Annotated in this window: 17 protein-coding genes; 6 read left to right on the forward strand and 11 right to left on the reverse strand. The window is 69.3% G+C overall.

What is annotated here, in order from left to right; all coding sequences use genetic code 11:
* Nucleotides 1-134 precede the first annotated feature (134 nt).
* Genes SNE35_RS31715 through SNE35_RS31745 form a run of 7 tightly spaced genes read right to left on the reverse strand, consistent with a single transcriptional unit; the run spans nt 135 to nt 10,073 of the window.
* On the reverse strand, nt 135-3,047 hold the full coding sequence (locus tag SNE35_RS31715) for a response regulator (protein WP_320427115.1): 2,913 nt from the start codon (nt 3,045-3,047) through the stop codon (nt 135-137).
* Nucleotides 3,044-4,138 (reverse strand): chemotaxis-specific protein-glutamate methyltransferase CheB, encoded by a 1,095-nt coding sequence (gene cheB, locus SNE35_RS31720; RefSeq protein WP_320427077.1) that lies wholly within the window; start codon nt 4,136-4,138, stop codon nt 3,044-3,046. Before cheB ends, SNE35_RS31715 begins: the two co-directional genes overlap by 4 nt.
* 6 nt (nt 4,139-4,144) lie before the next feature.
* Nucleotides 4,145-6,103, reverse strand: coding sequence for a hybrid sensor histidine kinase/response regulator (locus SNE35_RS31725; RefSeq protein ID WP_320427078.1), 1,959 nt, complete (start codon nt 6,101-6,103; stop codon nt 4,145-4,147).
* A 15-nt stretch (nt 6,104-6,118) separates the two neighbouring features.
* Nucleotides 6,119-7,606, reverse strand: coding sequence for a methyl-accepting chemotaxis protein (locus SNE35_RS31730; RefSeq protein WP_320427079.1), 1,488 nt, complete (start codon nt 7,604-7,606; stop codon nt 6,119-6,121).
* Between the two features lie 12 nt (nt 7,607-7,618).
* On the reverse strand, nt 7,619-8,173 hold the full coding sequence (locus SNE35_RS31735) for a chemotaxis protein CheW (RefSeq protein WP_320427080.1): 555 nt from the start codon (nt 8,171-8,173) through the stop codon (nt 7,619-7,621).
* On the reverse strand, nt 8,170-9,606 hold the full coding sequence (locus SNE35_RS31740) for a CheR family methyltransferase (RefSeq protein WP_320427081.1): 1,437 nt from the start codon (nt 9,604-9,606) through the stop codon (nt 8,170-8,172). Before SNE35_RS31740 ends, SNE35_RS31735 begins: the two co-directional genes overlap by 4 nt.
* Nucleotides 9,603-10,073, reverse strand: coding sequence for a chemotaxis protein CheW (locus tag SNE35_RS31745; RefSeq protein WP_320427082.1), 471 nt, complete (start codon nt 10,071-10,073; stop codon nt 9,603-9,605). Before SNE35_RS31745 ends, SNE35_RS31740 begins: the two co-directional genes overlap by 4 nt.
* Before the next feature lie 144 nt (nt 10,074-10,217).
* Here SNE35_RS31745 and SNE35_RS31750 point away from each other — a divergent pair, with 144 nt between their 5' ends.
* The gene (locus SNE35_RS31750) at nt 10,218-11,801 is read left to right on the forward strand and encodes an ABC transporter substrate-binding protein (RefSeq protein ID WP_320427083.1); all 1,584 of its coding nucleotides are present in this window, start codon (nt 10,218-10,220) and stop codon (nt 11,799-11,801) included.
* A 15-nt stretch (nt 11,802-11,816) separates the two neighbouring features.
* Here the strand turns inward: SNE35_RS31750 and SNE35_RS31755 are convergent, their stop codons facing one another.
* A complete protein-coding gene (locus SNE35_RS31755) occupies nt 11,817-12,395 on the reverse strand; it encodes a GNAT family N-acetyltransferase (RefSeq protein WP_320427084.1) in 579 nt (192 codons plus the stop codon).
* Between the two features lie 153 nt (nt 12,396-12,548).
* Here SNE35_RS31755 and SNE35_RS31760 point away from each other — a divergent pair, with 153 nt between their 5' ends.
* Entirely contained in the window at nt 12,549-12,860 is a 312-nt protein-coding gene (locus SNE35_RS31760; protein ID WP_320427085.1) for a hypothetical protein, read from the forward strand.
* A 13-nt stretch (nt 12,861-12,873) separates the two neighbouring features.
* On the opposite strand, the gene SNE35_RS31765 is transcribed toward SNE35_RS31760, so the two are convergent.
* The gene (locus tag SNE35_RS31765; RefSeq protein WP_320427086.1) at nt 12,874-13,419 is read right to left on the reverse strand and encodes a GNAT family N-acetyltransferase; all 546 of its coding nucleotides are present in this window, start codon (nt 13,417-13,419) and stop codon (nt 12,874-12,876) included.
* Nucleotides 13,420-13,468: 49 nt separating this feature from the next.
* Between SNE35_RS31765 and SNE35_RS31770 the strand changes: the two genes are divergently transcribed.
* Nucleotides 13,469-13,951, forward strand: a complete 483-nt coding sequence (locus SNE35_RS31770; protein ID WP_320427087.1) for an SET domain-containing protein — start codon at nt 13,469-13,471, stop codon at nt 13,949-13,951.
* Nucleotides 13,952-13,964: 13 nt separating this feature from the next.
* Here SNE35_RS31770 and SNE35_RS31775 read toward each other — a convergent pair whose 3' ends face one another.
* Both SNE35_RS31775 and alaS read right to left on the reverse strand, forming a co-directional pair.
* Complete coding sequence (locus SNE35_RS31775) at nt 13,965-14,657, reverse strand: UPF0149 family protein (RefSeq protein ID WP_320427088.1); 693 nt, start codon at nt 14,655-14,657, stop codon at nt 13,965-13,967.
* A gap of 4 nt (nt 14,658-14,661) precedes the next feature.
* Nucleotides 14,662-17,295: an alanine--tRNA ligase gene (gene alaS, locus SNE35_RS31780; protein WP_320427089.1), complete on the reverse strand. Its 2,634-nt coding sequence runs from the start codon at nt 17,293-17,295 to the stop codon at nt 14,662-14,664.
* A 128-nt stretch (nt 17,296-17,423) separates the two neighbouring features.
* Between alaS and SNE35_RS31785 the strand changes: the two genes are divergently transcribed.
* The 3 genes from SNE35_RS31785 (at nt 17,424) to SNE35_RS31795 (ending at nt 25,277) form a co-directional block, all read left to right on the forward strand.
* Nucleotides 17,424-18,902: an NAD-dependent succinate-semialdehyde dehydrogenase gene (locus SNE35_RS31785; RefSeq protein WP_320427090.1), complete on the forward strand. Its 1,479-nt coding sequence runs from the start codon at nt 17,424-17,426 to the stop codon at nt 18,900-18,902.
* 447 nt (nt 18,903-19,349) lie between these two features.
* Nucleotides 19,350-22,724 carry a hypothetical protein gene (locus SNE35_RS31790; protein ID WP_320427091.1) on the forward strand — a complete coding sequence of 1,125 codons (3,375 nt, stop codon included), beginning with the start codon at nt 19,350-19,352 and terminating at the stop codon, nt 22,722-22,724.
* Between the two features lie 12 nt (nt 22,725-22,736).
* Nucleotides 22,737-25,277 (forward strand): ATP-binding protein, encoded by a 2,541-nt coding sequence (locus tag SNE35_RS31795; RefSeq protein ID WP_320427092.1) that lies wholly within the window; start codon nt 22,737-22,739, stop codon nt 25,275-25,277.
* Nucleotides 25,278-25,288: the final 11 nt, after the last annotated feature.

A 25,288-nucleotide genomic window follows, 5' to 3' on the forward strand; every position in this document is an offset into this window, starting at 1 on the left:
GCGCCGATGATAGTGCGGATTCCCGTGTGAAAGTAGGTCATCGTCAGGCTATTTACCCCGCATACCCCCATCTCTCCAAAGAGGTGGGGGTTTTGCTTTTTGCGGGCGGGCTCCTGATTACCTATTTGCAATGATCAGTGCGGGCGCGTACTTCTGCCGAATGCCCGCATCACGTCTCCGAGAAAACGACCACGCTGCAATCCTCCGCGATCGAGCAGCGCCTGGACATGAGTATTGAGCCGCTGGCGATCCGCCGCGCTGAAATGCTTCGCCGCCAGCATGATGACCGGAATATCCGCCGTGCGGACGTCCGTCTTCAGCGCCTCGACGACCTCGATACCGCCCATATCGCTCACCAGCAGATCGAGGATGACCAGGTCCGGCAGATGGCGGCGCGTCAGCTCGATGCCTTGCCGGCCGCCAAAAGCGCGCATCAGCGCATAGCCCGGCTCGTTGAAATCCATATTCGATGCCTCGGGCTCGACGGCATCGTCGATCACCAAGACCCGGAGCGCCTTCGAATCCGTCGGCTTGAAGCCCAGCGTCGCCAATTCGCGAGTGAAATCGTCGCGGCGGACCGGCTTCTGCAATACCGCGGCGGCGCCGAGCGAAAGGCCGACCTCATGCGCCGCGTCCAGCGAGACGACGACGACCGGTACATCCATCCACCCGGGCAGTTCCTGAATCCGGCAGAGGAACTCCCAGCCATCCATGCCCGGAAGGTGGATGTCCAGGGTGATCAATGCAGGCGTGAACGATGACGCCATTTGCAACGCGGCTTCGGCTGAACTGGCATGGCGGACAAGAAAGCCCCCTGCCTCCAGCTGCACCCGCATCAGTTCCGCCCCGGCTTCATCGTCCTCGACGACCAAGGCCACCGGCATGCCGACCGGATCCGCGGGGCCGCTCCGCTGCGGCGAAGCCATGGGCGGATCCACCTCCGCGCCGGCACGCCACGGCAGCCAGAAGCTGAAGCAGCTGCCGTGGTCCACGCGACTCGTGACCGCAACCGCGCCGCCATGCAGGTCGACGAGCCGCGCCACCGTCACCAGACCCAGGCCCGTGCCTTCCACCTCGCGCGTGACGTCGTTGCGGATCTGACCGAAGGGCTTGAACAGCATTTCCAGATCACCCTCGGACATGCCGATCCCGTGATCCTCCACGCTGAATTCGACAAAGCGGCGGAACCGGCTCTCCGGCAGCGGTGTCCGCAAGCCCGGCGCCGGCTCTGAACCGGGCAGGCCGGAAGCGGCGCGTACGCGATCGACCAGATGCGCCCGCAGCGAGACCGTACCGTCGTCGCGGCTGAACTTCACCGCGTTCGACAGCAGGTTCAACAGGATCTGCTTCAGCCGCCGCTTGTCGGCCCGCAGTCCGCTGCCGAGCGCCGCATGGCTGACCTCGAGCCGGATCCGCCGCGCTTGCGCACGCTCGCGCACCAGCGTCGCCGCGTCGTCGAGCATCGCGTCGAGCTCGATGTCTTCCGGCTCGATGTCGACCTTGCCCGCCTCGATCTTTGCCAGATCCAGGATGTCGTTGATCAGCGCGAGCAGGTGCATACCGCTGTCGTGGATATGGCGCGAGAACTCGACCTGGCGCGGCTGCAGCTGGCCGACCAGACCGTCTTTCAGGATCTCTGAGAAGCCGATGATCGCGTTCAGTGGCGTGCGCAGCTCGTGCGACATCGTCGACATGAAGTCGGTCTTGGCCTGGTTCGCCTGGGCGATGCGCGCAATCGCCTCCTCCAGCGCCGTGTTCTTCTGCTCCAGCTGCGCCAGCAGCTCGGCGCGGCTGGCCGCCAGCTCGTTGGCAGCACGTGCCTCGGCAGCCTCCATCTCCATATTGAGCAGGTCGAGGCGAATGCGCCGGTTCTCGTCCTCGAACTGCTTGCGGCGCAACTGGGCGCGCACGCGTGCCTTCAGCACTTCGAAATCGGCCGACTTCTGGATGAAATCATCCGCACCGATTTCCAAGGCATCGAGCATCGAGGCGCGATCCTCCTGTCCGGTCAGGATCACCAGCGGTACATCGCGCAGCATCGGCGCGGCCTTGATCCGCCTACAGGTCTCGCGGCCGTCCATGCCCGGCATCCGCAGATCCATCAGGATGATGTCGACCTGCTGCAGCGCCAGCAGATCCAATGCCGCCTGACCCGACTCGGCGGCGACGACGTCGTAACCCTCGTCGCGCAGCAGGTCGCCCAAGGCGGCGAGGAAGGTGGGGCTGTCGTCGACGGCCAGGATGCGCTTGGGCCCCAGCTCGCTTGCGCCCTCGGCGGGCACCGTGGTGGCCGCGCTCCGCAGCACCGCCGCCAGGCGCGCCAGCAGCAGCGCAGGATCGTCCTGCTTGCGAACGAAGGCATCGGCTCCTGCATCCAGGGCCTGCAGTTCGGTATCGCGCTCGTCGCCGGCTGTGAACAGGATGCAGGGCGTGCTGCGCAGTGCTGCGTCGAGCCGCAGCCGCCGGATCACGGCCGCGCCGTCGATGCCGGGCAGCTGCTTGTCGATCAGCAGCGCATCGGGGCGCGCGGCGGCCGCGATGCGCAGCCCGTCTTCGCCGGAACCGGCCAGCAGCACCTCGTAGCCGGCCTGCTGCAACTGCTCGCGCATCGCCTCGCGGTAGCTGAGGCTGTCGTCGATGACGAGCACTGTTGGCGCTCGCTGCGCGGCGGGGCTGCGGCGCGTGCGAAGCAGCTCGCGTGTCCGCGCAGTGATGTAGCCGCGGTCGTAGGGCTTGCCCACGTACTCGTCCGCGCCGGTGCCCAGGCCGATCAGGCGGTCCTTCACATCCGCCTCGCTGGAAAGCATCAGCACGATCGCGTCGCCCCCGTCGGGCAGGGCGCGCAGCTCGCGTAGTAGATCCACACCGCTGCCATCCGGCAGCAGCACGTCCAGCACCACGACGGCGGGCCGCTGCTGGGCGAGGAAGGCGCGGGCCGAGGCCAGGTCGGCGCAGCTGTGGCAGGTGAAGCCGGCCTCGTCGAAGGCTTCCTCCAGGTCCATGCGGACGGTCAGGCTGTCATCGACGATCAGGATCAGATCGCTCATCGCAGGGCTCCGAACATGCTGTCGGACGGCACGCCGCAGAGCGTTGCGAGCGCCGTTCCGATCTGGTCCAGCGGTAGCACGCGCTCGGCGGCACCGAGCAGCGCCGCCTCGCGCGGCATGCCGTAGATCACCGAACTGGCCTCGTCCTGCGCGATCGTCGCGCCGCCGGCGCGGCGGATCGCCAGCAAGCCGGTCGCGCCGTCGCGGCCCATGCCGGTCAGCAGGGCCGCGCAGGCGCGCGAACCGGCCTCGACGGCGATCGACTCGAACAAGGTGTCCACCGAAGGCCGGCATGAATGCCTCGCCGGCCCCGAATCCAGGCGCACCTGGCCGCCGCCGACGACCATGTGCCGGTCGGCTGGCGCCAGCAGCACGCGGCCCGCGCAGGACGCCAGTGGCTCGCCGTCCTTCGCGTACGACACGCGGTGCGGCGTCTGCGCATCGAGCCAGTCGGAGAACGCGATGGCAAAGGGCTCGTTGATGTGCATCACGACCAGCACCGGCACCTGCAGCCGTCTCGGCAGCGCGCCCAGCACATCGACCAGCGCGCCGGGGCCGCCCGTCGAGGCGCCCAGCGCGATCAGCGAGCTGCGCGCCCGGCCGTCCACCGGAGGCTGCGGTCTCGTGGGCTTGTGCGCCGGCGGCGGCCCCGCCGCGCGCAATGCGCTGCGCGCACGCAGGTGCGTGATCACCGGCACGCGTGCCACCAGGCGCAGCGTCGAGAGATAGCGCGCGTCCCAGTCGCCCTGCGCATCGGTCACGCCCGGCTTCTCCATCATGTCCACGGCGCCGGCGGCCACGGCGTCGTAGGTGCGGAACAGCTCGCCGCGGTTCAGCGATGCCGAGACGACGAGGATCGGCGTCGGGCAGTGCGCCATGATGTATTCGGTCGCCGCGAGGCCCGTCATGATCGGCAGCATCATGTCCATCGAGATCACGTCGGGCCTCAGCGCCTCGCACAGCTCGATCGCCTGCTTGCCGTCGGCAGCCTCTCCCACGACGACGATGTCCCGCTCATCCTCCAGGATTTCGCAGAGGCGCTTGCGCACGGTCAGCGAGTCTTCGACCACCAGCACACGCAATTGCTTCATCGCTTGCTACCCATGGTTCTGCACCAGTTGGTGCACTTTCTGCAGGAAGTCGGACTGGGCGAACTCACCTTTGACGATGTACCCGCTCGCGCCGACATCGATGCCGCGCTGCTTGTCCGCCGGCGAGTTCAGCGAGGTGATCAGCATCGCCGGCACCTGGCTCAGCAGCGGATCGGCACGCGTGCGCTCGACGAAGGTGAAGCCGTCCATGCCGGGCATTTCCACGTCCACGAGGAACAGTGCATAGCGCTGCTGCCGGGCCTTCTCCAGGCCTTCCTCGGCCGACACCGCGGCGTGCACCGCGTAGCCGGCCGATTCGAGGATGCTCTGCTCCAGCATGCGGGTCGTCAGCGAGTCGTCGATCACCAGAACGGGCAATTTCGGTGCCTCGGCCAGGCGTACCTTCGGCAGCGTCGCGCGCGCGAAAGCACACAGGCCGTCCGGATCCAGCACCAACTGCGGCCGCCCCTCGGCGTCCACTGCCACTCCGGCCAGCAGTTCATGCGCCGGCATCAGCTCCGGTGGGTCGCGCAGCGTCACGTAGGCCGTACCGACGATCCGGTCCACCGCCAGTGCTGCCAGCGTCGGCAGAGCACCGTCCGCCTGTCCCTGCACGATCACGGCCGATGAGCGCTGCGCGTCGGTCGCTCCCTCTTCCATGCCGTCCCGCAGCGCATCGGCCAGCCTCGCATAGGGCACGGACTGGCCCTGGTAGGCGACCGAGCAACCCTGCGCGCCGATTGCGATGTCCTGCGGCAGCAGGCGCAGGGTCTGCTTCACCGCGTCCAGCGGCAGCGCATGGATCACACCGCCGGCCTCGACCTGCAGCGTCTCCAGCGCCGCGAGCCGCAACGGCACGATCAGGCTCAGCGTCGTGCCGCGGCCCGGCTCGGTCTGCAGCCTGACTTCGCCGCCCAGCCGCTCGGCCGCATCGCGCACCACGTCCAGGCCCACGCCGCGGCCCGCGAGCTCGTTGACGGACTCGGCCGTGCTGATGCCGCCGCGCAGCAGGAACTGCAGCAGCGCCTGCGTGTCCGGCTCGCCCGCGCCGGGGAGCGTCCAGCCCTTGGCGCGGGCCTTGTCACGCAAGGCTGCCAGGTTCAGGCCGGCGCCGTCATCGCGGCACTCGAAGGCCACGCGCCGCCCCTGTCGCAACACATGCACGCTGACGCTACCCTGCGCCGGCTTGCCCGCCAGCCGCCGAGCCGCGGCCGGCTCGATGCCGTGGGCCACAGCATTGCGGACCAGTTGCATCAGCGCCCCCTGCACCAGGTTCAGTACCTCGCCATCCAGGCGCACGTCGCCGCCGATGTCTTCGAACTCCACCTCCTTGCCCACCATCTGGGCCGCGTCCCGCGCGGCGCGCCGCAGCGGCACGAATAGCCGCGCCGCGGGCGTGAGCCGTAGGCGTTCGGCGCTGTCGTGCACCTGCGCCAGCTCCCGCTCCATCTGGTCGAGCGCCGCTTCCAGGTTCTGCGCGGATCGCGTGGCTGAGGTCTGTGCGAGGCTGCGCCGCAGCAGTGCCAACTGCTGATGCGCCTGGCTGACGGCGTCGAGCAGCCGCACCATGTCGCCATCGTCGGCGCCGGTCACGACAGGCGCGACGATTGGCGCAGCAGCGGCCTTCGCCGGCATCGCCACCGGGGTTGCGCCCAGCGCCGCCACGGCCGCGCCGATCTTGTCGTGCAGCGCCAGCAGCCGGTTGATCTGGGTGCGGTCCGCCTTGGCGCCACTGTCCCGCAGCGGCGCCAGGATGTCCTCCAGCGCATGTGCGTGCTCGGCGATCTCCTGCAGGCGCACGACGCGTGCGGCGCCCTTGAGCGTGTGTGCCAGGCGCAGCAACAGCGGCAGCGTGCCGGCGTCGTCGCCTTTCTCCAGCGCCAGGATGCCGGCGCCGAGTTGGTCCTGCAGCTCCGCCGCCTCGATGCGGAAGAATCGGTAGGGGTCCTTGCTGCTCGTGGCCATGGCTTGCCCGCGCTGTCAGGCAGCGACGCTCTCGGGATGCGCGGCCAGCTCCTGGGGCTGGACCATGCGCAGCAGTTCCCGCGACAGGCTGGACAGCTGGCGCGCCGTCTGGAAGGTCTGCGCCGAACTGGCCTCGGTCTCGCGGGTCGACTGCGCGGTGTTCGAGATCGCCACGTTGACCTGCTCGACCGCCGTGGTCTGCTGCTTCGTCGACAGCTCGATCTCGCGTGCGGCGTCGGTCGTCGTGGCCACCAGTCCGGCGATCTTCGTGAATGCGGTGGCCACCTCGCTGAACTGGCGCGCGCCCAGGTCCACCGCCTTCGAGCCGGTCTCGGTGGCCATCACCGTCGTGTTGACCGCACTGCGAACGTCGTCGATCAGGTTGCGGATCTCCTTGGTCGAGCCGGCCACCCGGTCCGCCAGCTTGCGGATCTCGTCGGCCACCACGCCGAAGCGCCGGCCCATCTCGCCGGCGCCGGTGGCCTCGATCGTCGCGTTGATCGCCAGGATGTTGGTCTGTTCCGCGAGCTCGGAGACGATGTCCAGCACCGCGCCGATCTGCTGCGACTTGCGGCCGAGGTCCAGCATGTGGTCCACCACCATGTCCACCTGCTGTCGGATGCCGGTGATCGAGTCCTTGGCCAGTTGCACCGTGCCGTCGCCGGTGCGCGCGGCGTCCACGGTCTGCTCGGCCACCGCGGCCACGCGCTGCGCGCTCTCGGCGATCTGGCGCGATGCGGCCAGCAGTTCGGTGATCGTCGTCGTGATCTCGGTCATCGCGGTCGACGACTCGCGCGCGCCGGCCGCCTGCTGCGTGGCCGCCGACTGCAGCTCGTTGGACGAGCGCTGCACATGCTGCACCGCCGAGCCGATCTGCTGCGTCAGCGCGCGCGTCAGGATGAAGCCGGCCCCGGTGATCACGACCAGGCACAGCAGCGTGCCGTAGCCGATGGCACGGTTGGCCGTCGAGGCGGCGGCCTCGACCTCGTCGGCCCGCTGCCTGACGAGGCGGCGCTGCGAGCCTTCCAGTACCGAGGCCTTGGCCACCAGGTCGTCCATCAGCGCCTTGCCGTCGCCCGTCTGCACGAGCTTGAGCCCCGTATCCCGGCCGGATGAGCGATAGACCTCGACGGCCCTGGCGCAGTAGTCCATCTTCGCCTGGGCGGCCTCGACCACCGCCGCCAGCATCTGCAGTTCGGCCGGGCTGTCGGCCAGGTCCTCGCGCAACTCCTTGATCGGTTTAGGGAAGGCTTCGCGCGACGCCTGCATCTGCGGCAGGTAGGTCTCGTCGCCGGTCAGCATGTAGCCGCGCTGCTGGCTTTCCGTGTCGTTGACGATGCGCATCAGCAGTGCCAACTGGTCCAGCACCCTGCCGGTGTGCGACACGGCATAGCTGGTACGCGTCAAGCTCTCGATGCTGCGATAGGCCATGCCGCCGACGAACAGCATCAGGACGAAGGCGAGGGCGAAGCCCATCGCGATTTTCTTGCCGAAGGTCCACATGGCTGCTCTTCCTCAGTTCTTCTCAGTCAGGTGCTGGGGCCGCTGTTGCTGCACGACTTCGCGGATGCGCTGCAGGATCGACGGAATGGAGACGATCGGGCGCAACTGCTCCCCGCTGCGCAGCGTCTCGCCGGTGAACAGGCGCGAGTCGGCCGCGCCGGCGCGCGCGATCGCGTCGCCGGGCAGGCGCAGGTGGCACTCGAACACATCGAACGCCAGGCCCAGCGGGCCGTCCCGGGCGGCCACCCACCAGGCCGGCCGTTCCCGCGCCGTGCCGCTGCCCAGCAGTACCCGCAGGTCGTAGACGGGCAGCACCTGGCCGCGAAAGCTGCTCAGGCCCAGCAGCTCGGCACGCCGGCTGGGGCAGGGCGTCAGGCTCTTGAGGGCCTGCAGACCGGTCACTTCGCTCAGGCGCAGCGCGTAGCGGCCGCCGCCGGCCTGGATCGCCAGGAAGTCGTGCCGCTCGACCTTCCTGTCATCCGGCGCGCGCACGAAGGACTGGTCGAAGGCCTCGCGCCACGCCAGTGCCCGCGTCTGTGCGTCATCCGGCTCATCGTCTCGCTTCATGGCCGCTTCCCCTCAATCGCCCGGCGCAGTTCCGTGCGACACATGTTCTGCAGCGCGATGCGATCGAAGCCGCCGCCGAACAGCCGCAGGCGTTGCGGGCTCTCGTGTTCAAGCAGGGCCAGCGTGCGCGCCAGCTCGTGGCGGTGCGCGCCGGCATCGCCGCGTTCGCGTGCCAGCCGAGCCAGATGCAGATGAGGCAGGGCGAAGCTCTCGTCCAGCTTGCCGGCCTGCTCGTAGCGGATGCGCGCGGCGGCCAGGTCGCCGGTGCTCTCGCGGCACAGCGCGATCACGTAGTGCGCGGCCGCATGGCGCGCGTCGCGTGTGAGCAGTTCGTGGGCCAGGTTCTCGGCCAGCGCGTGGCGGCCCTCGTGCAGTCGCAGCATCGCCTGCAGCACCAGAGCGTCGGGCTGCCGCTGCGCGTCGGCATCCAGCGCCGTCAGCCGCGCCGCAGCGTCGTCGAAGCGCTCCTGCTCGAACAGCGTCAAGGCGGTCTCGATCGTGTCCGCTGCGTCCGGCTTGGCTGGAGCGGCAGCTGCTGTCGTCGTCACCGGCGCGGTCGTGGGCGCCTGCATGGCCGCGGGCTCGTCGGTGCTGCGGCGCCGGTAGTAGAAGGTGCCGTGCGTGTGGCACAGCGTGTAGGCCTCGCTCAGCTCGCGCAGGCTCTCGGAGTGGCCCAGGAACAGGTAGCCGTCCGGCGCCAGAGACTGCGTCATCCGCGCCAACGCGCCCTGCAGCGCCGTGCGGCCCAGGTACATCAGCACGTTGCGGGCGAAGATCAGGTCGAAGGCGCCAGGGCGCCAGAAGTTCGGCGCCGCCTCGTTCAGGTTGATCAGCTCGAATTTCACCGCCTCGCGCAGCGCCGGCTGCAGCACGAAGCCATCGCCCGCGGGCTGGAACCAGCGCAGGCGCGCGGCCTCCGGCGTCTCGCGCAGGCTCCAGCTCGTGTAGTGGGCGGCCCGCGCCTTGCGCAGCACCTCGGGGTTCAGGTCGATGCCGAGCAGCGTGATGTCCCAGTCCGGTCCCGGGGTCAGGTCTTGCATCACCATCGCCAGCGTGTAGAGCTCCTCGCCGGTGGCACAGCCGGCCGAGAGGATGCGCAGGCTGCGCGTGTAGCGGCGGGCCTGCAGCAGCGCCGGCAGCACCCGCTCGCGCAGCGCGTTGAACTGCTCGATGTTGCGGAAGAAATAGGTCTCCGGCGTCGTCAGCTCCGGCGCCAGCGCCTCGAACTCGCCCGGCAGCAGGTTCGACTGCAGCGAGTTCAGGTAGCTTTCCGCGTCCAGCCTGTGCCAGGCGAGGCGGTGCTGCAGCAGCGCTGCCAGCATGTTTGACTGTCGATCGGGGAACTCGAGCCCCAGCCGGGCCAGCACGATAGCGCGGAAGCGGGCCACGGCTTCCGCGCGTAGCGCGACGGCGGGCGTGGCCGTCGCCATCATGCGGCCAGGCCCTCCGCATCGGCCGCTGCCTGCATCACCTCGGCCGGTGGGATCAGCCGCGCGCTGTTCAGCACCAGCAGCAGTTCGGCATCGATCTGGCCCAGGGCCGTGACGCTGTCCTGGCCGGCATGGCGCAGCAAGGGCGGCAGATCCTGCAGCTCATCGAGGGCCAACTCGCGTGTGCCGAGAACCTGCCCGACCGCGAGCGCCACACGCCGCTCGCCCAGCCGTAGGGTGACGTAGCGCGTGACCTCGGCATCGCACTCGCCCAGCAGCCGGGCCACGTCGACGACCGGCTGGCCCAGGCCGCGGATCAGGGCCACGCCCAGCACGTGCTCCGGTGCGCCGGCCAGCGGCGCCACCGGCAAGGGCCGGAGTGTCTCCACGACATGCCGCAGCGGCAGGGCACACAGGCGTGTGCCGATGCGGCAGATCAGGGCGTGCTTGGCCGACTCTGCAAACCACATGCTGACCTCCCTTGGCCATGCTTTGCATCGAGTCTAGGGCAATACCGGTGCCAAGTACCATGGGTTGACGCTGACATAACGCGTTATCTCTGCGGTGCATACTCGGCGCCGCCTTTGAGCAAATGGAAGAGGGAGACCGTCGGAATGATGCGGACTTCATGGCTCTGTGCGGCCGCCGCTGCGGCGCTGTTGCTCGTCGCGGGGGCCTGCGCTGCGCAACCGCGTGTCCTGCGCATCGCCAGCGCCAACGATCCGCAGACGATGGACCCGCATGCGGTGGCGCTGCTGTACCAGTCGCGCGTCGTGCAGCAGATCTACGAAGGCCTGGTGGACCGCGATGAGAAGTTCCGCCTCCAGCCCTCGCTGGCGCTGTCCTGGTCCGCGGTGGATGCCAAGACCTGGCGCTTCAAGCTGCGTCCGGGCGTGAAGTTCCACGACGGCAGCGCCTTCACGGCGGACGACGCCGTGTTCTCGATCGAGCGTGCGCTCAAGCCCAGCTCGCAGCGCGCGCTGCAGATGCACGGCATCACCGGCGTGCGCAAGATCGATCCGCTGACGATCGATATCCTGCTCGACAGCCCCGACGCGCTGCTGCCGGAGAGGCTCTTCCTCGTGGACATGATGAGCCGCGCCTGGTGCGAACAGCATCAGGTGGTGCTGCCGCAGGATTACAACGGCAAGCAGGAGACCTTCGCGGTGCGCAACGCGATGGGCACCGGCCCGTTCATGCTCAAGCGCTACGAGTCCGACGTGCGCACGACCCTGGCCGCTTTCCCCTCGTGGTGGGGCCGGGCGACGCACCCCGGCAATCTCGACGAGGCGCAGTTCCTCGTGATCCAGTCCGACGCCACGCGGCTGGCCGCGCTCAATTCCGGCCAGGTGGACGTGGTGCTGGACCCGCCGTTCCAGGACGTGGCCCGGCTGCGCGCCGCCGGCGGGCTCAAGATCCTGGAGACCGGCGACATCGGTACGCAATACCTGGCCCTGGACCAGCACTCGGCCGAATTGCCCGGCAACCCCGGCCGCCCCAATCCGCTGAAGGACGTGCGGGTGCGGCGCGCGATCTACCAGGCGCTGGACATGCCGCTGATCGTGCGCCAGGTGCTGCGCGGCCAGGCGCAGGCGACCGGCTCGCCCTTGTCCGCGCAGATGGACGGCTACCTGCCCGAGTTCGAGACGCGCCCGCCCTACGATCCGGCCGCGGCGCGCGCGCTGCTGAAGGAGGCCGGCTATCCGAACGGCTTCAGTCTGCCCTTCGACTGCCTCAACACCGGCTTCCGGCAGGCGGTCTGCCAGGCGATGGCGGCGATGCTGGAGCGCGTGGGCATCCGCGCCACGCTGCAGGTCGCACCCAGCGCGCTGTTCTTCCCGAAGCTCACGCAGGCCACGATCAGCATGGCCGAGTTCGGCTGGTCGCCCACCCCCGATCCCTGGATCGTCCTGCAATCACTGGTCCACACCACGGACGGGCGGAACAGCGGCGTGTTCAACGCCGGCCGCTACAGCGACGCGAAGCTCGATGCGCTGATCGATGCGATCCGCGTCGAGCCCGATCTGGCGCGGCGCCGCGAAAAGGTGGCCGAGGCCGTGCGCCTGATGGGGCGCGAGTTACCGGTGCTGCCGCTGTACCGCGTCCAGCAGATCTGGGTGGCGCGGCCCGGCGTGGAACTGGTGCAGTGGCCGAACTCGGTGCTGGCGCTGCGCTGGGCGCGCCTCGCGGTCAAGTAGGCAATCAAGCAGGGGTCAAGCAGGGGTCGGCGGCTGCCAGGCCTCGTTGATCCGCGCGAACACCTCGTGGTCGCGCCAGGCACCGTCGATGTGTAGGTAGCGCCGGGACAGGCCCTCGCGCTCGAAGCCCAGCCGCAGCAGCACCTGGCGGCTGCGCAAGTTCTCGGGGCGGACGGCAGCCTGGATCCGGTGCAGGCGCACCCGCGGGCCGAACATCTCCGCGATCAGCGCCTGCAGCGCCTCGTGCATCAGGCCGCGGCCCTGGTGCTGGGCGTCCAGGCTGTAGCCCAGCACGGCGCTCTGGAAGGCGCCGCGCGTCAGCTGCGAGATGTGCACCTGGCCGATCGGCGTGGCAGGCGCTTCCTGCAGGCTGAACCAGTATCGGTAGGCGCTGCCGGCCGTGAAGGCCTGTTCGCCCTCGATCAGTCGTTCGGCGGCACGCGCGGGCTCGAAGTAGTCGGGCGGATAGCTCGGATCCCAGCGCGCGAAGTACGTGCGGTTGCGCAGCTGGTAGTCCAGGACGGCCGGGGCGAGCGCCAGGGAGGGGGCCTGCAGCAGCAGGCGCGGGCTGAGGAGTTGCGCGGCAGCGGTCATGGGCCGGATTCTGACCCGGGTAATCCCTGATGATTGCCGTAAATAGGAACCGAAGGCGACGAGTGGGCGCTCCGCAGACCCAATTCGTCGCACCAATCCGCAATTCGTCGCCTTGTGCTGGAGTCGGGCACGCGGCTTGCGGATACTGTGAACATGCGACGTATCCATCTCGTTGTCACCGCCGTCCTCGGGTTCACCCTGAGCCTGGGCACCCAGCCCGCCGCCGACGCCAGCGAGGTCGTCAAGCTTGCCCGTCTCGTGATCACCGGCAAGCGTCTGAGCCCGGAGCGCCTGGAGCCGGTCGCGATGCGGCGCAGCGAGTCACCGACCACGACCGCGCAGACCGCACCGCAGACCCACTCGGCGCCGACGCAGACGGCTTCCGTCGCGTCGACCGCCTCGGGCCAGGACACGCAGATCCGCAATATCGCCACGCCGTCGCGCGGCGTGCTGAGCTTCTTCTGAGCGCGGCCTAGCCTCAGGGCAGCTGCGGCGGCGCCGGATGCAGCCGGGCCATCGCCAGCACGTCCACATAGCGCCCCGCGCGCAGCGCATAGGCCCTCATCGTTCCCTCCGGCTCGAAGCCGAAGCGCCGGTACAGGCGGATCGCCCGCTCGTTGTCGCTGTACACCGTGAGCTCGATCCGCAAGACCTGGCCCCAGTTGTCCGCATAGTCCAGCAGTGCCGCCATCAGCGCGCTGCCGACGCCGCTGCCCTGCGCCTGCGGGCTCACCGAGATGCCCAGCATCATCGCGTGGCGGCGGCGCAGCGAATTGCCGGCCGGATGCAGGCCGGCGTTGCCCACCATTTCGCCGCCGTGCTCGGCGACCAGGAACAGATCCTTGCCCGGCTGGCTGCCCATCTCCTGGATGCGCTGGCGCCACATGTCCTCGCTGGGGTAGGGCAGTTGCAGCAGGCCGGCATAGATCTCGGCCTCGCCCATGTGCGCGGCCATCGCGGCGGCGTCGGCAGGAATGCCGCGGCGGATCGTGATGCGGGTCGGGTCGGCCGGCTGCTGCGTCATCGAGAGGTCCTCCTGAGGGGCTTGGGATTGGGTCGACAATGACCGCATCATGCCCCGTCTCGCCACGCTTCCGACGCAAGTTGCGTCCCCACTTGAGTCGCCGGTCCGCCCCCGCGGCGAGCCGCTGCCCGCCGAGCGTTTCGCGCTTAAGGTGGGGCCGAGCCCGATCGACGGGCTGGGCGTGTTCGCCGTCGAAGCGATCCCCGAGCGCCGCAAGATCGGCGAGTTGCGCGGCGAGGCGATCTCGGTGCGCGAGGCGCGGCGCCGCGCCAAGGGGCGCGAGCGGATCCATATCGTTGAGGTGTCGGAAACCCGCGCGGTCGATGCCACCGCATCGCAGGACGCGCTGCGCAACATCAACCACGGCTGCGCGCCGAACGCGCAGCTGCGGATCAAGCAGGGCCGGGTCGAGTTCTACGCGCTGCGAGACATCGCGCCCGGCGAGGAACTGACCTGCGATTACGGCGAGAGCCACCACGAGGGGCGGCTGACTTGCCGCTGCGGCGCACCGAACTGCGCCGGGCGCCTTTGATGCAGTTTGGCCCTCAGTGCACCGCGTCGTCGCTGGCGCTCGGCTGCAGCCAGAACAGGCGCAGGTCCTGCACCGAGAACAGCGCATCGTCGAGCAACACGTTCTGGTCGACCGTGTCTTCAGCTTCGTAGGACTCGGCGATGTAGGCATCGCGCTGCTCGCCCTGCGGCATCGCCACGGCGGCCAGCGCCATCAGCATCGCGTCGAGCATCTGGCCCTGTTCGCTGTCGGCCTCGTTGACGTACCAGGCCGCCTCGTGCTCGTGCACCGCGCGCATGAAGCCGTCCACCCACATCACGCCGGCACCGGGCAGGCTGTCGAGCTGCGCGGCCGTCAGCACGCCCTGCGCGAGCAGGTCGGCCTTCATCGACTCGTCGAACTCGGTGATCAGCGGCATCAGCTGCATCTGTTCCTGGTCGGCCAGCAGAGCGGCCGGGTCCAAGGTCGCGGCGATCTCGTTCCAGCGCAGGTGCAGCCGGTCCATGAACTCCTCGGTGGCGTCCTGTGCGTCGAGCGCGGCGGCCCAGTCATCGCCGAACAGGCCGTCCATCGCCTGCAGCGGCGAGCTCGTCACCGGGCCGCAGACCAGGGCGGTCATGTAGCCGTCCAGTGTGTCGATCGGCAGCGGCTCCTCGTCTGCCGCGGCGACGATCTGGAGCAGCGCGGTCAGGCGCTCGGCGTTCTCGTGGTCGATGTCTTCGATCATGGGCTCAGACACGTTCAGCCACCCAGCCCTGCACGCTCGCCAGCGCGCCCGGCAGCGCGGCCGGGTTGCTGCCGCCGGCCATCGCCAGGTCCGGCTTGCCGCCGCCCTTGCCGCCGACCTGCTGCGCGACGAAGTTCACCAGCTCGCCGGCCTTGACCTTGGCCATGCTGTCGGCCGTGACACCGGCCGCCAGCTGGACCTTGTCGCCGTCGACGGCGGCCAGCACGATGGCCGCGCTCTTCAGCTTGTCCTTCAGCTTGTCCATCGTCTCGCGCAGCGTCTTCGCATCGGCACCGGCCAGCGTGGCCGCCAGCACCTTGATGCCCTTGACGTCGACAGCCTGTGCCATCAGCTCGTCGCCCTGCGCGGAGGCCAGCTTGCTCTTGGCCGCGGCCAGTTCCTTCTCCAGCGCCTTGACCTGGTCCAGCACCGCGTGGACGCGGGTTTCCAGCTCGGCGGGCGCGGCCTTCAGCGTGCCGGCCAGGCCGTGCACGGTGTTCTCCAGCGACTGCAGGTAGGCCAGGGCGTTGTCGCCGGTGACCGCCTCGACGCGGCGCACGCCAGCGGCGACACCGCCTTCGCCGACGATCTTGAACAGGCCGATGTCGCCGGTCGCCTTCACGTGCGTGCCGCCGCACAGCTCCTTCGAGCTGCCGATGGACAGCACGCGGACCGTGTCGCCGTACTTCTCGCCGAACAGCATCATCGCGCCGCTCTTCTGCGCGTCGTCCAGCGCCATCACCTCGGCCTTGGCACTGGCGTTGGCCAGCACTTCGGCGTTGACGATGGCCTCGACCTTGGCGATCTGCTCGGCCGTCATCGGCGCGTTGTGGGCGAAGTCGAAGCGGGTGCGCTCGGCGTTGACCAGCGAGCCCTTCTGCTGCACGTGGGCGCCCAGCACTTCGCGCAGGGCCTTGTGCATCAGGTGGGTGGCGCTGTGGTTGCGCACGGTCTTGGCGCGGGCTTCGGTGTTCACCTTGGCCGCGAAAACGTCGCCGGCCTTGACCGCGCCTTCCAGCACGCGGCCGTGGTGGCCGAACACATCGGCCTGGATCTTGACCGTGTCCTCGACGGCGAAGCGGCTCGTGTTGTTGCGCAGTTCGCCGCTGTCGCCGACCTGGCCGCCGCTCTCGGCGTAGAAGGGCGTGTGATCGAGCACGACGACGGCGTCGTCGCCGGCCTTGGCCTCGTCGACCAGCGCGCCGTCCACGTAGACGGCCGTGACCTTCGCGCCTTCGTGGCTCAGTTCGTCATAGCCGTGGAAGGTCGTCGGCGTGCCCTTGTACTCGAGGCCGGCGGCCATCTTGAACTTGCCGGCGGCGCGGGCCTGCTCGCGCTGGCGGTTCATCGCGGCGTCGAAGCCGGCCTGGTCCACCGTCACGCCGCGCTCGCGGCAGACGTCGGCGGTCAGGTCGACCGGGAAGCCGTAGGTGTCGTGCAGCTTGAAAGCCGTCTCGCCGTCGATGACCTTGTCACCCTTGGCCAAGGCCGCTTCCAGGATTTCCATGCCGTTGGCGATAGTCTGGAAGAAGCGTTCTTCTTCCTGCTTCAGCACGCTGGTGATGCGGGCCTCGTCGCGGCGCAACTCGGGATAGGCATCGCCCATCTCGCCGGCCAGCGCGGCGACCAGCTTGTGGAAGAAGGGCGTGCGGGCACCGAGCTTGTAGCCGTGGCGAATCGCGCGGCGGGCGATGCGACGCAGCACGTAGCCGCGGCCTTCGTTGCCGGGGATGATGCCGTCGGCCACGGTGAAGGCGCAGGCGCGGATGTGGTCGGCGATGACCTTCAGCGAGGGCGACTCGCGGTCGCAATCGTTGGCGGCCGGCGCGGCGCCGTCGACGGCCTTCTTGGCCGCGTCGATCAAGGTGACGAAGGTGTCGATCTCGTAGTTCGAGTGCACGTGCTGCAGCACCGCGGCCAGGCGCTCCAGGCCCATGCCGGTGTCCACCGAAGGCTTGGGCAGCTTGTGCATCACACCGTCTTCGGTGCGGTTGAACTGCATGAAGACGTTGTTCCAGATCTCGATGTAGCGGTCGCCGTCTTCATTGGGCGATCCCGGCGGGCCGCCGGCGACGTCTGGGCCGTGGTCGTAGAAGATCTCGGTGCAGGGGCCGCAGGGACCGGTGTCGCCCATCATCCAGAAGTTGTCGGACATGTAGCGCGCGCCCTTGTTGTCGCCGATGCGCACGATGCGCTCGGCGGGCACGCCCACCACCTTGTTCCAGATCTCGTAGGCCTCGTCGTCCTCGGCGTAGACGGTCACCCAGAGCTTGTCGGCCGGCAGCTTGAAGTGCTTCGTCAGCAGCTCCCAGGCGTAGCTGATCGCGTCGTGCTTGAAGTAGTCACCGAACGAGAAATTGCCCAGCATCTCAAAGAAGGTGTGATGGCGGGCGGTGTAGCCGACGTTGTCCAGGTCGTTGTGCTTGCCGCCGGCGCGGATGCACTTCTGGCTCGTCGTGGCGCGGCTGTAGGGGCGCTTGTCGAAGCCCAGGAACACGTCCTTGAACTGGTTCATGCCCGCATTGGTGAACAGCAGCGTCGGGTCGTCGCCCGGCACCACCGGGCTCGAGGCCACGATCGTGTGGCCCTTCGATTCAAAGAACTTCAGGAAAGTCTGGCGAATCTCTGCTGCTTTCATGCCAATTGGGCTTTCACGCTTGATTTTGCGAACATTCGATTATAGGTGCGGCACCCGCACCGACTCGGGTACGCGCATTGCTCCGAGCAGGTAGAGTCGCAAGCCGTTTTCCTCTGGAGTGAGATGCCATGGACAGCCCCCTGCAAGCCCTCAACGATGCCAGCCTGCTGAAGACGCAGGCGCTGATCAACGGCGAATGGGTGTCCGGCAAGTCGACCTTCGCCGTGCACGACCCGGCCACCGGCGCGCTGCTGGCCGAGGTCGCCAATCTCGGCGAATCCGACACCGAGGCGGCCATCGCCGCCGCCAACAATGCCTGGGGCCCGTGGCGCAGCAAGCCGGCCAAGGAGCGCGCGGCGATCCTGCTGCGCTGGCAGCAACTGCTGATCAAGCACGCGGACGACCTCGCCCGCATCATGACGGCCGAGCAGGGCAAGCCGCTGGCCGAGGCCAAGGGCGAGGTCAGCTACGGCGCCAGCTTCATCGACTGGTTCGCCGAGGAAGGCAAGCGCGTCTACGGCGAGACCATCCCGACCACCGATGCCGGCAAGCGCTACCTGGTGCTGAAGCAGTCGATCGGCGTCTGCGCGGCGATCACGCCCTGGAACTTCCCGATCGCGATGATCACCCGCAAGGTCGCGCCCGCGCTCGCCGCCGGCTGCCCGGTCGTCATCAAGCCGGCCGAGGCCACGCCGCTGTCCGCGCTGGCCGTGGCCGAACTGGCGCAGCGCGCCGGCATGCCGGCTGGCGTGCTGAACGTGCTGACGGCCGATTCGCAGCAGTCCATCGCCATCGGCAAGGTGCTGTGCGCCAGCGATGTCGTGCGGCACCTGTCCTTCACCGGCTCCACCGAAGTCGGCCGCATCCTGATGCAGCAGTGCGCGCCGACGATCAAGAAGCTCTCGCTGGAACTCGGCGGCAACGCGCCCTTCATCGTCTTCGACGACGCCGACCTGGACAGCGCCGCCGAGGGCGCGCTGATCAGCAAGTACCGCAACGCCGGCCAGACCTGCGTCTGCGCCAACCGCATCTATGTGCAGGCCGGCGTCTACGACGCCTTCCTGGAAAAGCTGGCCACCAAGGTCGCGGGGCTCAAGCTGGGCAATGGCTTCGACGCCGGCGTGACGGTCGGCCCGCTGATCGAGCCGGCAGCCGTCGAGAAGGTCGAGACCCACGTCGCCGACGCGCTGGCGCTGGGTGCACGCCTGGTGACGGGCGGCAAGCGCGCCGAGGGCCTGGGCGCGCAGTTCTACGAGCCCACCATCCTGGCCGACGCCTCTCAGCAGATGCTCTGCGCGCGGGAGGAAACCTTCGGCCCAGTCGCGCCGGTGTTCCGCTTCCAGACCGAGGCCGACGCCATCGCCCTGGCCAACAGCACCGAGTTCGGCCTCGCCAGCTACTTCTACAGCCGCGACATCGGCCGCATCTTCCGCGTCGGCGAGGCGCTGGAGTACGGCATGGTCGGCATCAACACCGGCCTGATCTCGACGGCCGAGGTGCCCTTCGGCGGCGTCAAGCAATCCGGCCTCGGCCGCGAGGGTGGTCGCCAGGGCATCGAGGACTATGTCGAGGCCAAGTACCTCTGTCTGGGCGACATCCAGCGCTGAACTCAGGGCCTGCCCGCGCTACGCCAAGGGGTCGCGTTGTGACCAGAAAGGCCGCAGACAAGGCGCAAACCGCAAGCCGGGCGCGTGCCCGGCGAGGATTTGCAACGCTGGATGCGGCCTTTCTGGCCACAACCCTTCGGGAAGGCACGCCAAAGGGCGCCACTCGTCGTTGCAGCCCTTGCCCGCACGCGAGTGCGGGCGGCGTGCCGCGCCTAGATTGGCGCCCTTTGGCGGGCCTTCGCGACCCCTTGGCGTAGCGCGGGCAGGCCCTCTGCTCCGATCGATGAAGAAAGGCGCCTCGGGCGCCTTTCTTTGTTTCCGCCTGTTGCATGATGCGCATTCGCAGCTGAGGGGCTGCGTGCGCATGAACTGACAACGATCGGCAGCGCGTTTCCGCCAGAGAAACGACGCGGCACGGCGACAACAGACATCAACGAGGAGAGGGAAATGGAGAAGATCCCCGAGTGGGCGAAGCGTTGGCTGCCCGACAACAGCGCGCAGGTCAGTCATGGCCTGAATCTCGCGCTGCCCTTGGAGCATCCCGAGCGCCTGCCGCAATTGCTGCTGGACATCGCGGTGTCGGAGAAGGTGGCCCAGCAGGCGCTGGAGTCGCTGTCCTTCGTCCATTTCGCGCGCTTCGTGCCGTCCTGGGATGGGCGGGCGTTGATGGTGACGACCGAGTTCGACGGGCCGCTGGAGCCCTATGTAATGGACTTCGTGATCGCGCTGGGCGACGTGTTCGACCTGCTGCTGTCCTACTGCAAGCCACGGCCGCCGTTGCCGGTGCGCGAGTACCCGGACGAGTTCTGGGCCTTCGTCCAGTACTGGAACCGCGTGCCTGTCTTCCCGCGCGACAAGGGCCGCGACGAGCTGCTGTTCCCGCCCAAGGAGGAACTGCCGCTGTACAGCGCCTATCCCGAAAAGACCGCCATCGACATCGCCGGCCCGCATGCGACGCTGCCGCCGCCGGCGCTGGACCATCCCGCCTCCCGCATCGACCTGCACGATGTGCAGGCCAACATCCTGCGCGGCTACAACGCGGCCGAGGCCGAGTACCTGTTCTACACCGTCACCGATGCCGCCGCGGCGCGCGGCTGGCTGGCCGGGCTCGATGTGGCCAGTGCCGCGCCCTGGGCCGATGGCGCGCCCCAGGTGCTGACCAACGTCGGCCTCACCCATGCTGGCATGGCGGCGCTGCTGCCCGAGCGTGGCGACGATCTGCAGCGCTTCCCGCAGGCCTTCCGCGAAGGCTCCGCCGCGCGCGGTGCGCTCAATGGCGATACCGGTCCCAGCAAGCCGGAGGGCTGGCTGTTCGGCCGGGCCGAGCAGGACATCCACGTGGTGCTGGTCGTCTGGGCCAAGGCCGGCTGGCCCGATGGCGCCGTGCCGCCGGGCCTGCTCGCGCCGGCCGGCATGCGGCAGGTCTACCGCCACGCCGCCAAGGCGCTGGAGCACGGCCACGAATACTTCGGCTACCGCGACGGCCTGTCCGGCCCGCGCATCGCCGGCATGCGCCCGCAGGACAAGCTCGCCAAGCGGGACTTCCAGCCCGCCGCCAGCCCCGGCGAGTTCCTGCTCGGCCGCGACTACGCGAGCGTCTACGGCGGCAGCTCTCTGGGCGACCTGCCGGCGGACCTGGCGAGTAACGGCACCTTCGGCGCGCTGCGCTTGTTCGAGCAGGACGTGGACACCTTCCACGCCACGGTGGCGACGGAGTCGCAGCGCCTGGGCCTCGATCCAGAGCTGTTCAAGGCCAAGCTGCTGGGCCGCTGGCCGGAGGGCCAGCCGCTGTCGCTGGCGCCGGAGTACGCGAAGCAGGCGGGCGTGACCAACGGCTTCGACTACGCGCCCTCCTGGGAGCACCCGCATGTGCACGAGGACTTCGACGGCCTGCGCTGCCCGGCCGGCGCGCACATCCGCCGCAGCAACCCGCGCTCGGCCCGCGTGATCGGCCAGCCGCACTCGCGCCGCCTGATCCGGCGTGGCATGCCTTCCGCCTGGCCCGAGGTGGACGGGCAGGGCGCCAGCGTCAACAAGCGCGGCTTCATGGGTCTCTTCATCGGCGCCAGCATCGAGCGCCAGTTCGAGTTCATCCAGCAGCAATGGCTGCAGGGCAGCGTGGCCGCCAGCGGCATCCGCGGCACGCAGGACGCGATCGCCGGCCTGCGCGAGGGCCCGACAGACTTCCACATCCCGACCCAGCACAGCACCTGCCCCCACCTGCGCCAACCGCCACTGACCGCTTCCATCCCGCCGCTGGTGAGAACACGCGGTGGCGTCTATTTGTTCTTCCCCGGCCTGAAGATGCTCAAGGGGCTGGCTGCCGAGGCCACGCCGGCGCCGCGCGAGACCGAGCCGAGCCGCGAAAGCTCGGTCTTCGAGGTGCGTGCCCGAGCCGGTCTCGCCCTGCCGGGGCTGCTCCAGGGCATCGCCAATTTCGTGCTGTGGGTCTTCTCCATCCTGCCGGCGTCCTGGCGCTCGGCGTTGACCCGCTGGCTGCTGCGCAAGGCCGATTCGGCGGACCTGGGGCCGCCGCAGCGTGCGCAGTTCGAGCCGCAGGACGAGGCGCTGAAGGTCAGCGTCGACACGCTGGCGCCTGCGTTCATCAACCGGCCCTATCCGCTCTACGCGGGCTGGCGTGCGGCGGGCCGTGAGATCGTGTGGGTGAAGGAGTTCCAGGCCTACTGGGTGCTGACCCGCAAGGCCTGCACGGAGCTGCTGCAGAACCACGAGGGCTTCATGCAGGCGGCGCCGGGCACGCCGCGCGGCATCCTGACGATGGACCCACCGCGCCATACGGTCATGCGTGAGGTGCTGAACGATGTCTTCAACAAGGCGCTCGCCCGCGCGCCGGCCTTGACGGACGAACTGGCCGCCGAGGCGTTGGCCAAGCTGGAAGCCGGCGACGGCAAGGCGCGTCTGGAGCAGTTCGACTTCATGTCCGCCTATGGCTGGACCGTGCCGCGGCACGTCATCTGGCGCCTCTTCGGGCTGCGCAGGCCGACGGACATCGAGGCCTGCGATGCGCTGGCCCAGATGCAGATGACCCACTACGGCAAGCCCGAGCTGCCCTTCATGGTCGGCGGCCTGCGGCTGATGGCCTTCATGTTCATGGAACTCGGCAAGGCCTGGGTGCAGAGCCATTTCGGCGGCCGCCATTACGAGGGCACGATGATCGGCGGGGTTGCCCAGGCTACGGTGCTGTTCTCGCCCGGCGGCAGCCGGCCGCTGAAGTTCAGCGAATCGCTGGCCACCTTGCAGCAGATCGTGCTGGCCAGCATGTCGGCCCACTTCCTGCTCGGCACGTCCACGCTGAACCTGCTGAGGGACGACCGGCACCCCTGGAAGACGCTGGCCGCGCTGCGCCGCGACGACAAGCCCGCCTTCGACGCCAAGCTCAAGCTCGCGCTGGACGAGGCGCGCCGCGTCGAGCCGCCGGTGACCATCATCGACCGCTATTCGACGCGCGAGCAGGAGTTCTGCGGCGTGAAGCTGCCGGCCGGTGCGCCGGTGTTCGCGCTGATCGGCTCGGCCAACCGCGATGCCGGCATCGGCGGCGGCGACCCCGAGCAGTTCATCTATGACCGCGATCCCGGCGCGGGCAATCTGTCGCTGGGCCATGGCATCCACGAATGCGTCGGCAAGGCCTTGCAAGGCATCATCGTGCCGCGGGCGCTGGAACGCATGATCGAGGCGATGCCGGATCTTCAGCTCGTCGACAAGCACGCCGTGCCCGCTTGGTTCGACAATGTGTACTTCCGCGTGCTGCAGGCGCTGCCGGTGCAGCGCGGAAACCCCTCATCCCACGGAAACGATCAGTAGAGCAGGAATGGCATGTCGGAGGAGTTGAAGTTCGGGCGCGTGCAGATCCATCCGACGCGCCGCCAGGTGTGGGTGGACGGCGTGCCGGCCACCTTGGGCGCGCGCGCCTTCGACCTGTTGATGCTGCTGGTCGAGCAGCGGGGTCGGGTCGTGCCCAAGGCGGAGCTGTTCGCCAAGATCTGGCCCGGCCTCTTCGTCGAGGAAAACAACCTGAGCGTGCAGATCGCGGCGCTGCGCCGCGTGCTCGGATCGAACGTGATCAGCACGGTCACCGGCCGTGGCTACCGCTTCGTCGCCCAGGCCTCGGGCGAGGGCGAAGCCGCCGCCGATGCGGCGCCGGCGGGCAACCTGCCGGTGCGGCTGGAGCCGCTGTACGGCCGCGAGCAGGAGCTGATCCAGGTGCGGGACGCCTTCGACGCGCTGTCCTGCGTGACCCTGTGCGGCCTGGCCGGCGTGGGCAAGACCACGCTGGCCACGCAGGCGGCCGTGCAACTGGCCGCCGAGCGGCGCTACGCGCACGGCGCCTGGCGCGTGGAGCTGGGCAGCGTGACCGATCCGGCCATGCTGCCGCAGGCGGTCAGCGAGGTCGTGGGTATCGAGCTGGACGGCAAGCGCGATCCGCTGCGCGAGTGCATCGCCCAGCTGCAGCACCGCGAACTGCTGCTGGTGCTGGACAACTGCGAGCACATCATCGATGCCGTCGCCACCCTGGTCGACGGCCTCTTGAGCCGGGCGCGCCGCGTGCACGTGCTGGCCACCAGCCAGGAGCCGCTGCGCGTGCCGGGCGAACGCATCCTGCGCCTCAATCCGCTGGAGGTGCCGACCTCCTCGCACGACGAGGACGCCACCGCCTACGGCGCCGTGCGCATGCTGCTGGAGCGCGTGCGCGCCGCGATGGGCGGGATCTTCGAGCCCTCCGCGCCGGAGCTGGTGGAGATGATCGAGATCTGCCGCCAGCTCGACGGCGTGCCGCTGGCGCTGGAATTCGCCGCTGCCCGCGTGCCCGTGCTGGGCCTGGCGGGCGTGCGCAGCCGCCTCTACGACCGCCTGCGCCTGCTGGCACGCGGGCCGCGCACGGCACCCTCGCGGCACCGCAGCGTGCAGGCCGCGCTGGAGTGGAGTCACCAGCTGCTGAGCCCGCAGGCGCAGGAGGTGCTGCAGCGCCTGGCCGTGTTCCCCGGCGGCTTCAGCCTGGTGGGCGCCGAACTGCTGCTGGGCGAGCAGGGCACCGAGGACGGCGAGAACCTGATCGAGCACCTGAACGTGCTGGTCGATCGCTCGCTGGTCACCTTGCAGCCCGGCACGCCGCCGCGCTACCGCCTGCTCGAGACGACCCGCACCTTCGCGCTGGACTGCCTGCAGGCCGAGTCCGAGAGCGGCGACGGCATCGACTGGCAGGCCCGCCACGCGCAGGCGCTGGGCCGGCTGTGCCTGTTGGCTGCACGCGAGCGCGACAGCACGTGGATGTGGCAGGAAATGCCCAATGCCCGCGCCGCGCTCGCCTGGGCATTGACCGCGCCGGGGCAGGGCGAACTGGCCGTGACCATCGCCACCTACATCTCGGTCGTGCTGGCCGCGGGCGGTGCGATCCGCGAGGCGCTGGACCACCTGCTCGACGTGCAGCCCCTGCTCGACGACGACTGCCCCGCGCCGCTGGCCGCGCGCTACTGGCATTGGCTGGGCCGGCTCGGCGTCGAGGGCCGCTTGCCCAGCTCCCAGTGCGTGGAGGCGCTGCTGACCGCCGACTCGATGTTCGCGGCACTGGGTGAACGGCGACACCGCCATGCCTGCCAGCGTCATCTGGCCGAGGCCGAGCTGCGCGCCGGCCGCGCGGAGCGGGCCGAGCAACACCTGGCCGCGGCGCGCGAGCTGGAGCAGACCGGCGTATCGGCCGCCGACCGCATGCGGCGCCTGCGCGTCGAGGCGATGCTGGCCGATGCACGGCAGCAGCACGAGGAGGCCTTGCGCCACCAGCAGGCAGCCCTCGCGCTGGCCCTGGCGCAGGACGTGGACCGCTACCGGCTGCTGCTGATGGCCGACATGGCCTGGACCCACCTGCAGATGGGCCAGGCCGAGGCCGCCGTCGAAGACTTCCAGGAGCTGCTGCAGCACTTCGACGACAGCATCCGCCAAGGTCTTGCGCGCGCCCGCGCGCTGTCCGGCTTGACGGCGGCGCTGGTGGCTGCCGGCCGCATCGAGGAGGCGGTGGCCAGCGTCGGCGATTCGGTGCTGGCGCTGCAGCAGGCCAACCTGTTGCGCTCGCGCTGCGAGGTCTTCGCCTGGGTGGCGGCCGCGGCCGGCGAGGTGCAGGTGGCCGCCCAACTGATCGGCGCGGGCGAGGCCTTCGCCGCGCAAAGCGAGACGGAGCGCGATCCCATCTCGATGCTCGCCTGCCGGCACGCGATGGCGCTGATCGAGACCCGCATGCCCGAGCCCGACTACCGCTACTGGTCCGCCCAGGGCGGCAGTGCCGGCGAGACGGAACTGCTGGGCCTGCTGGGCCAGGCCTTCCCCGGCATGCAGGCCGACGCTTTCGACGGCGGGTACGCCTGAGGGGTGCTCGA

The organism is Roseateles agri, from assembly GCF_034043675.1.
Classification (GTDB): domain Bacteria; phylum Pseudomonadota; class Gammaproteobacteria; order Burkholderiales; family Burkholderiaceae_C; genus KK5.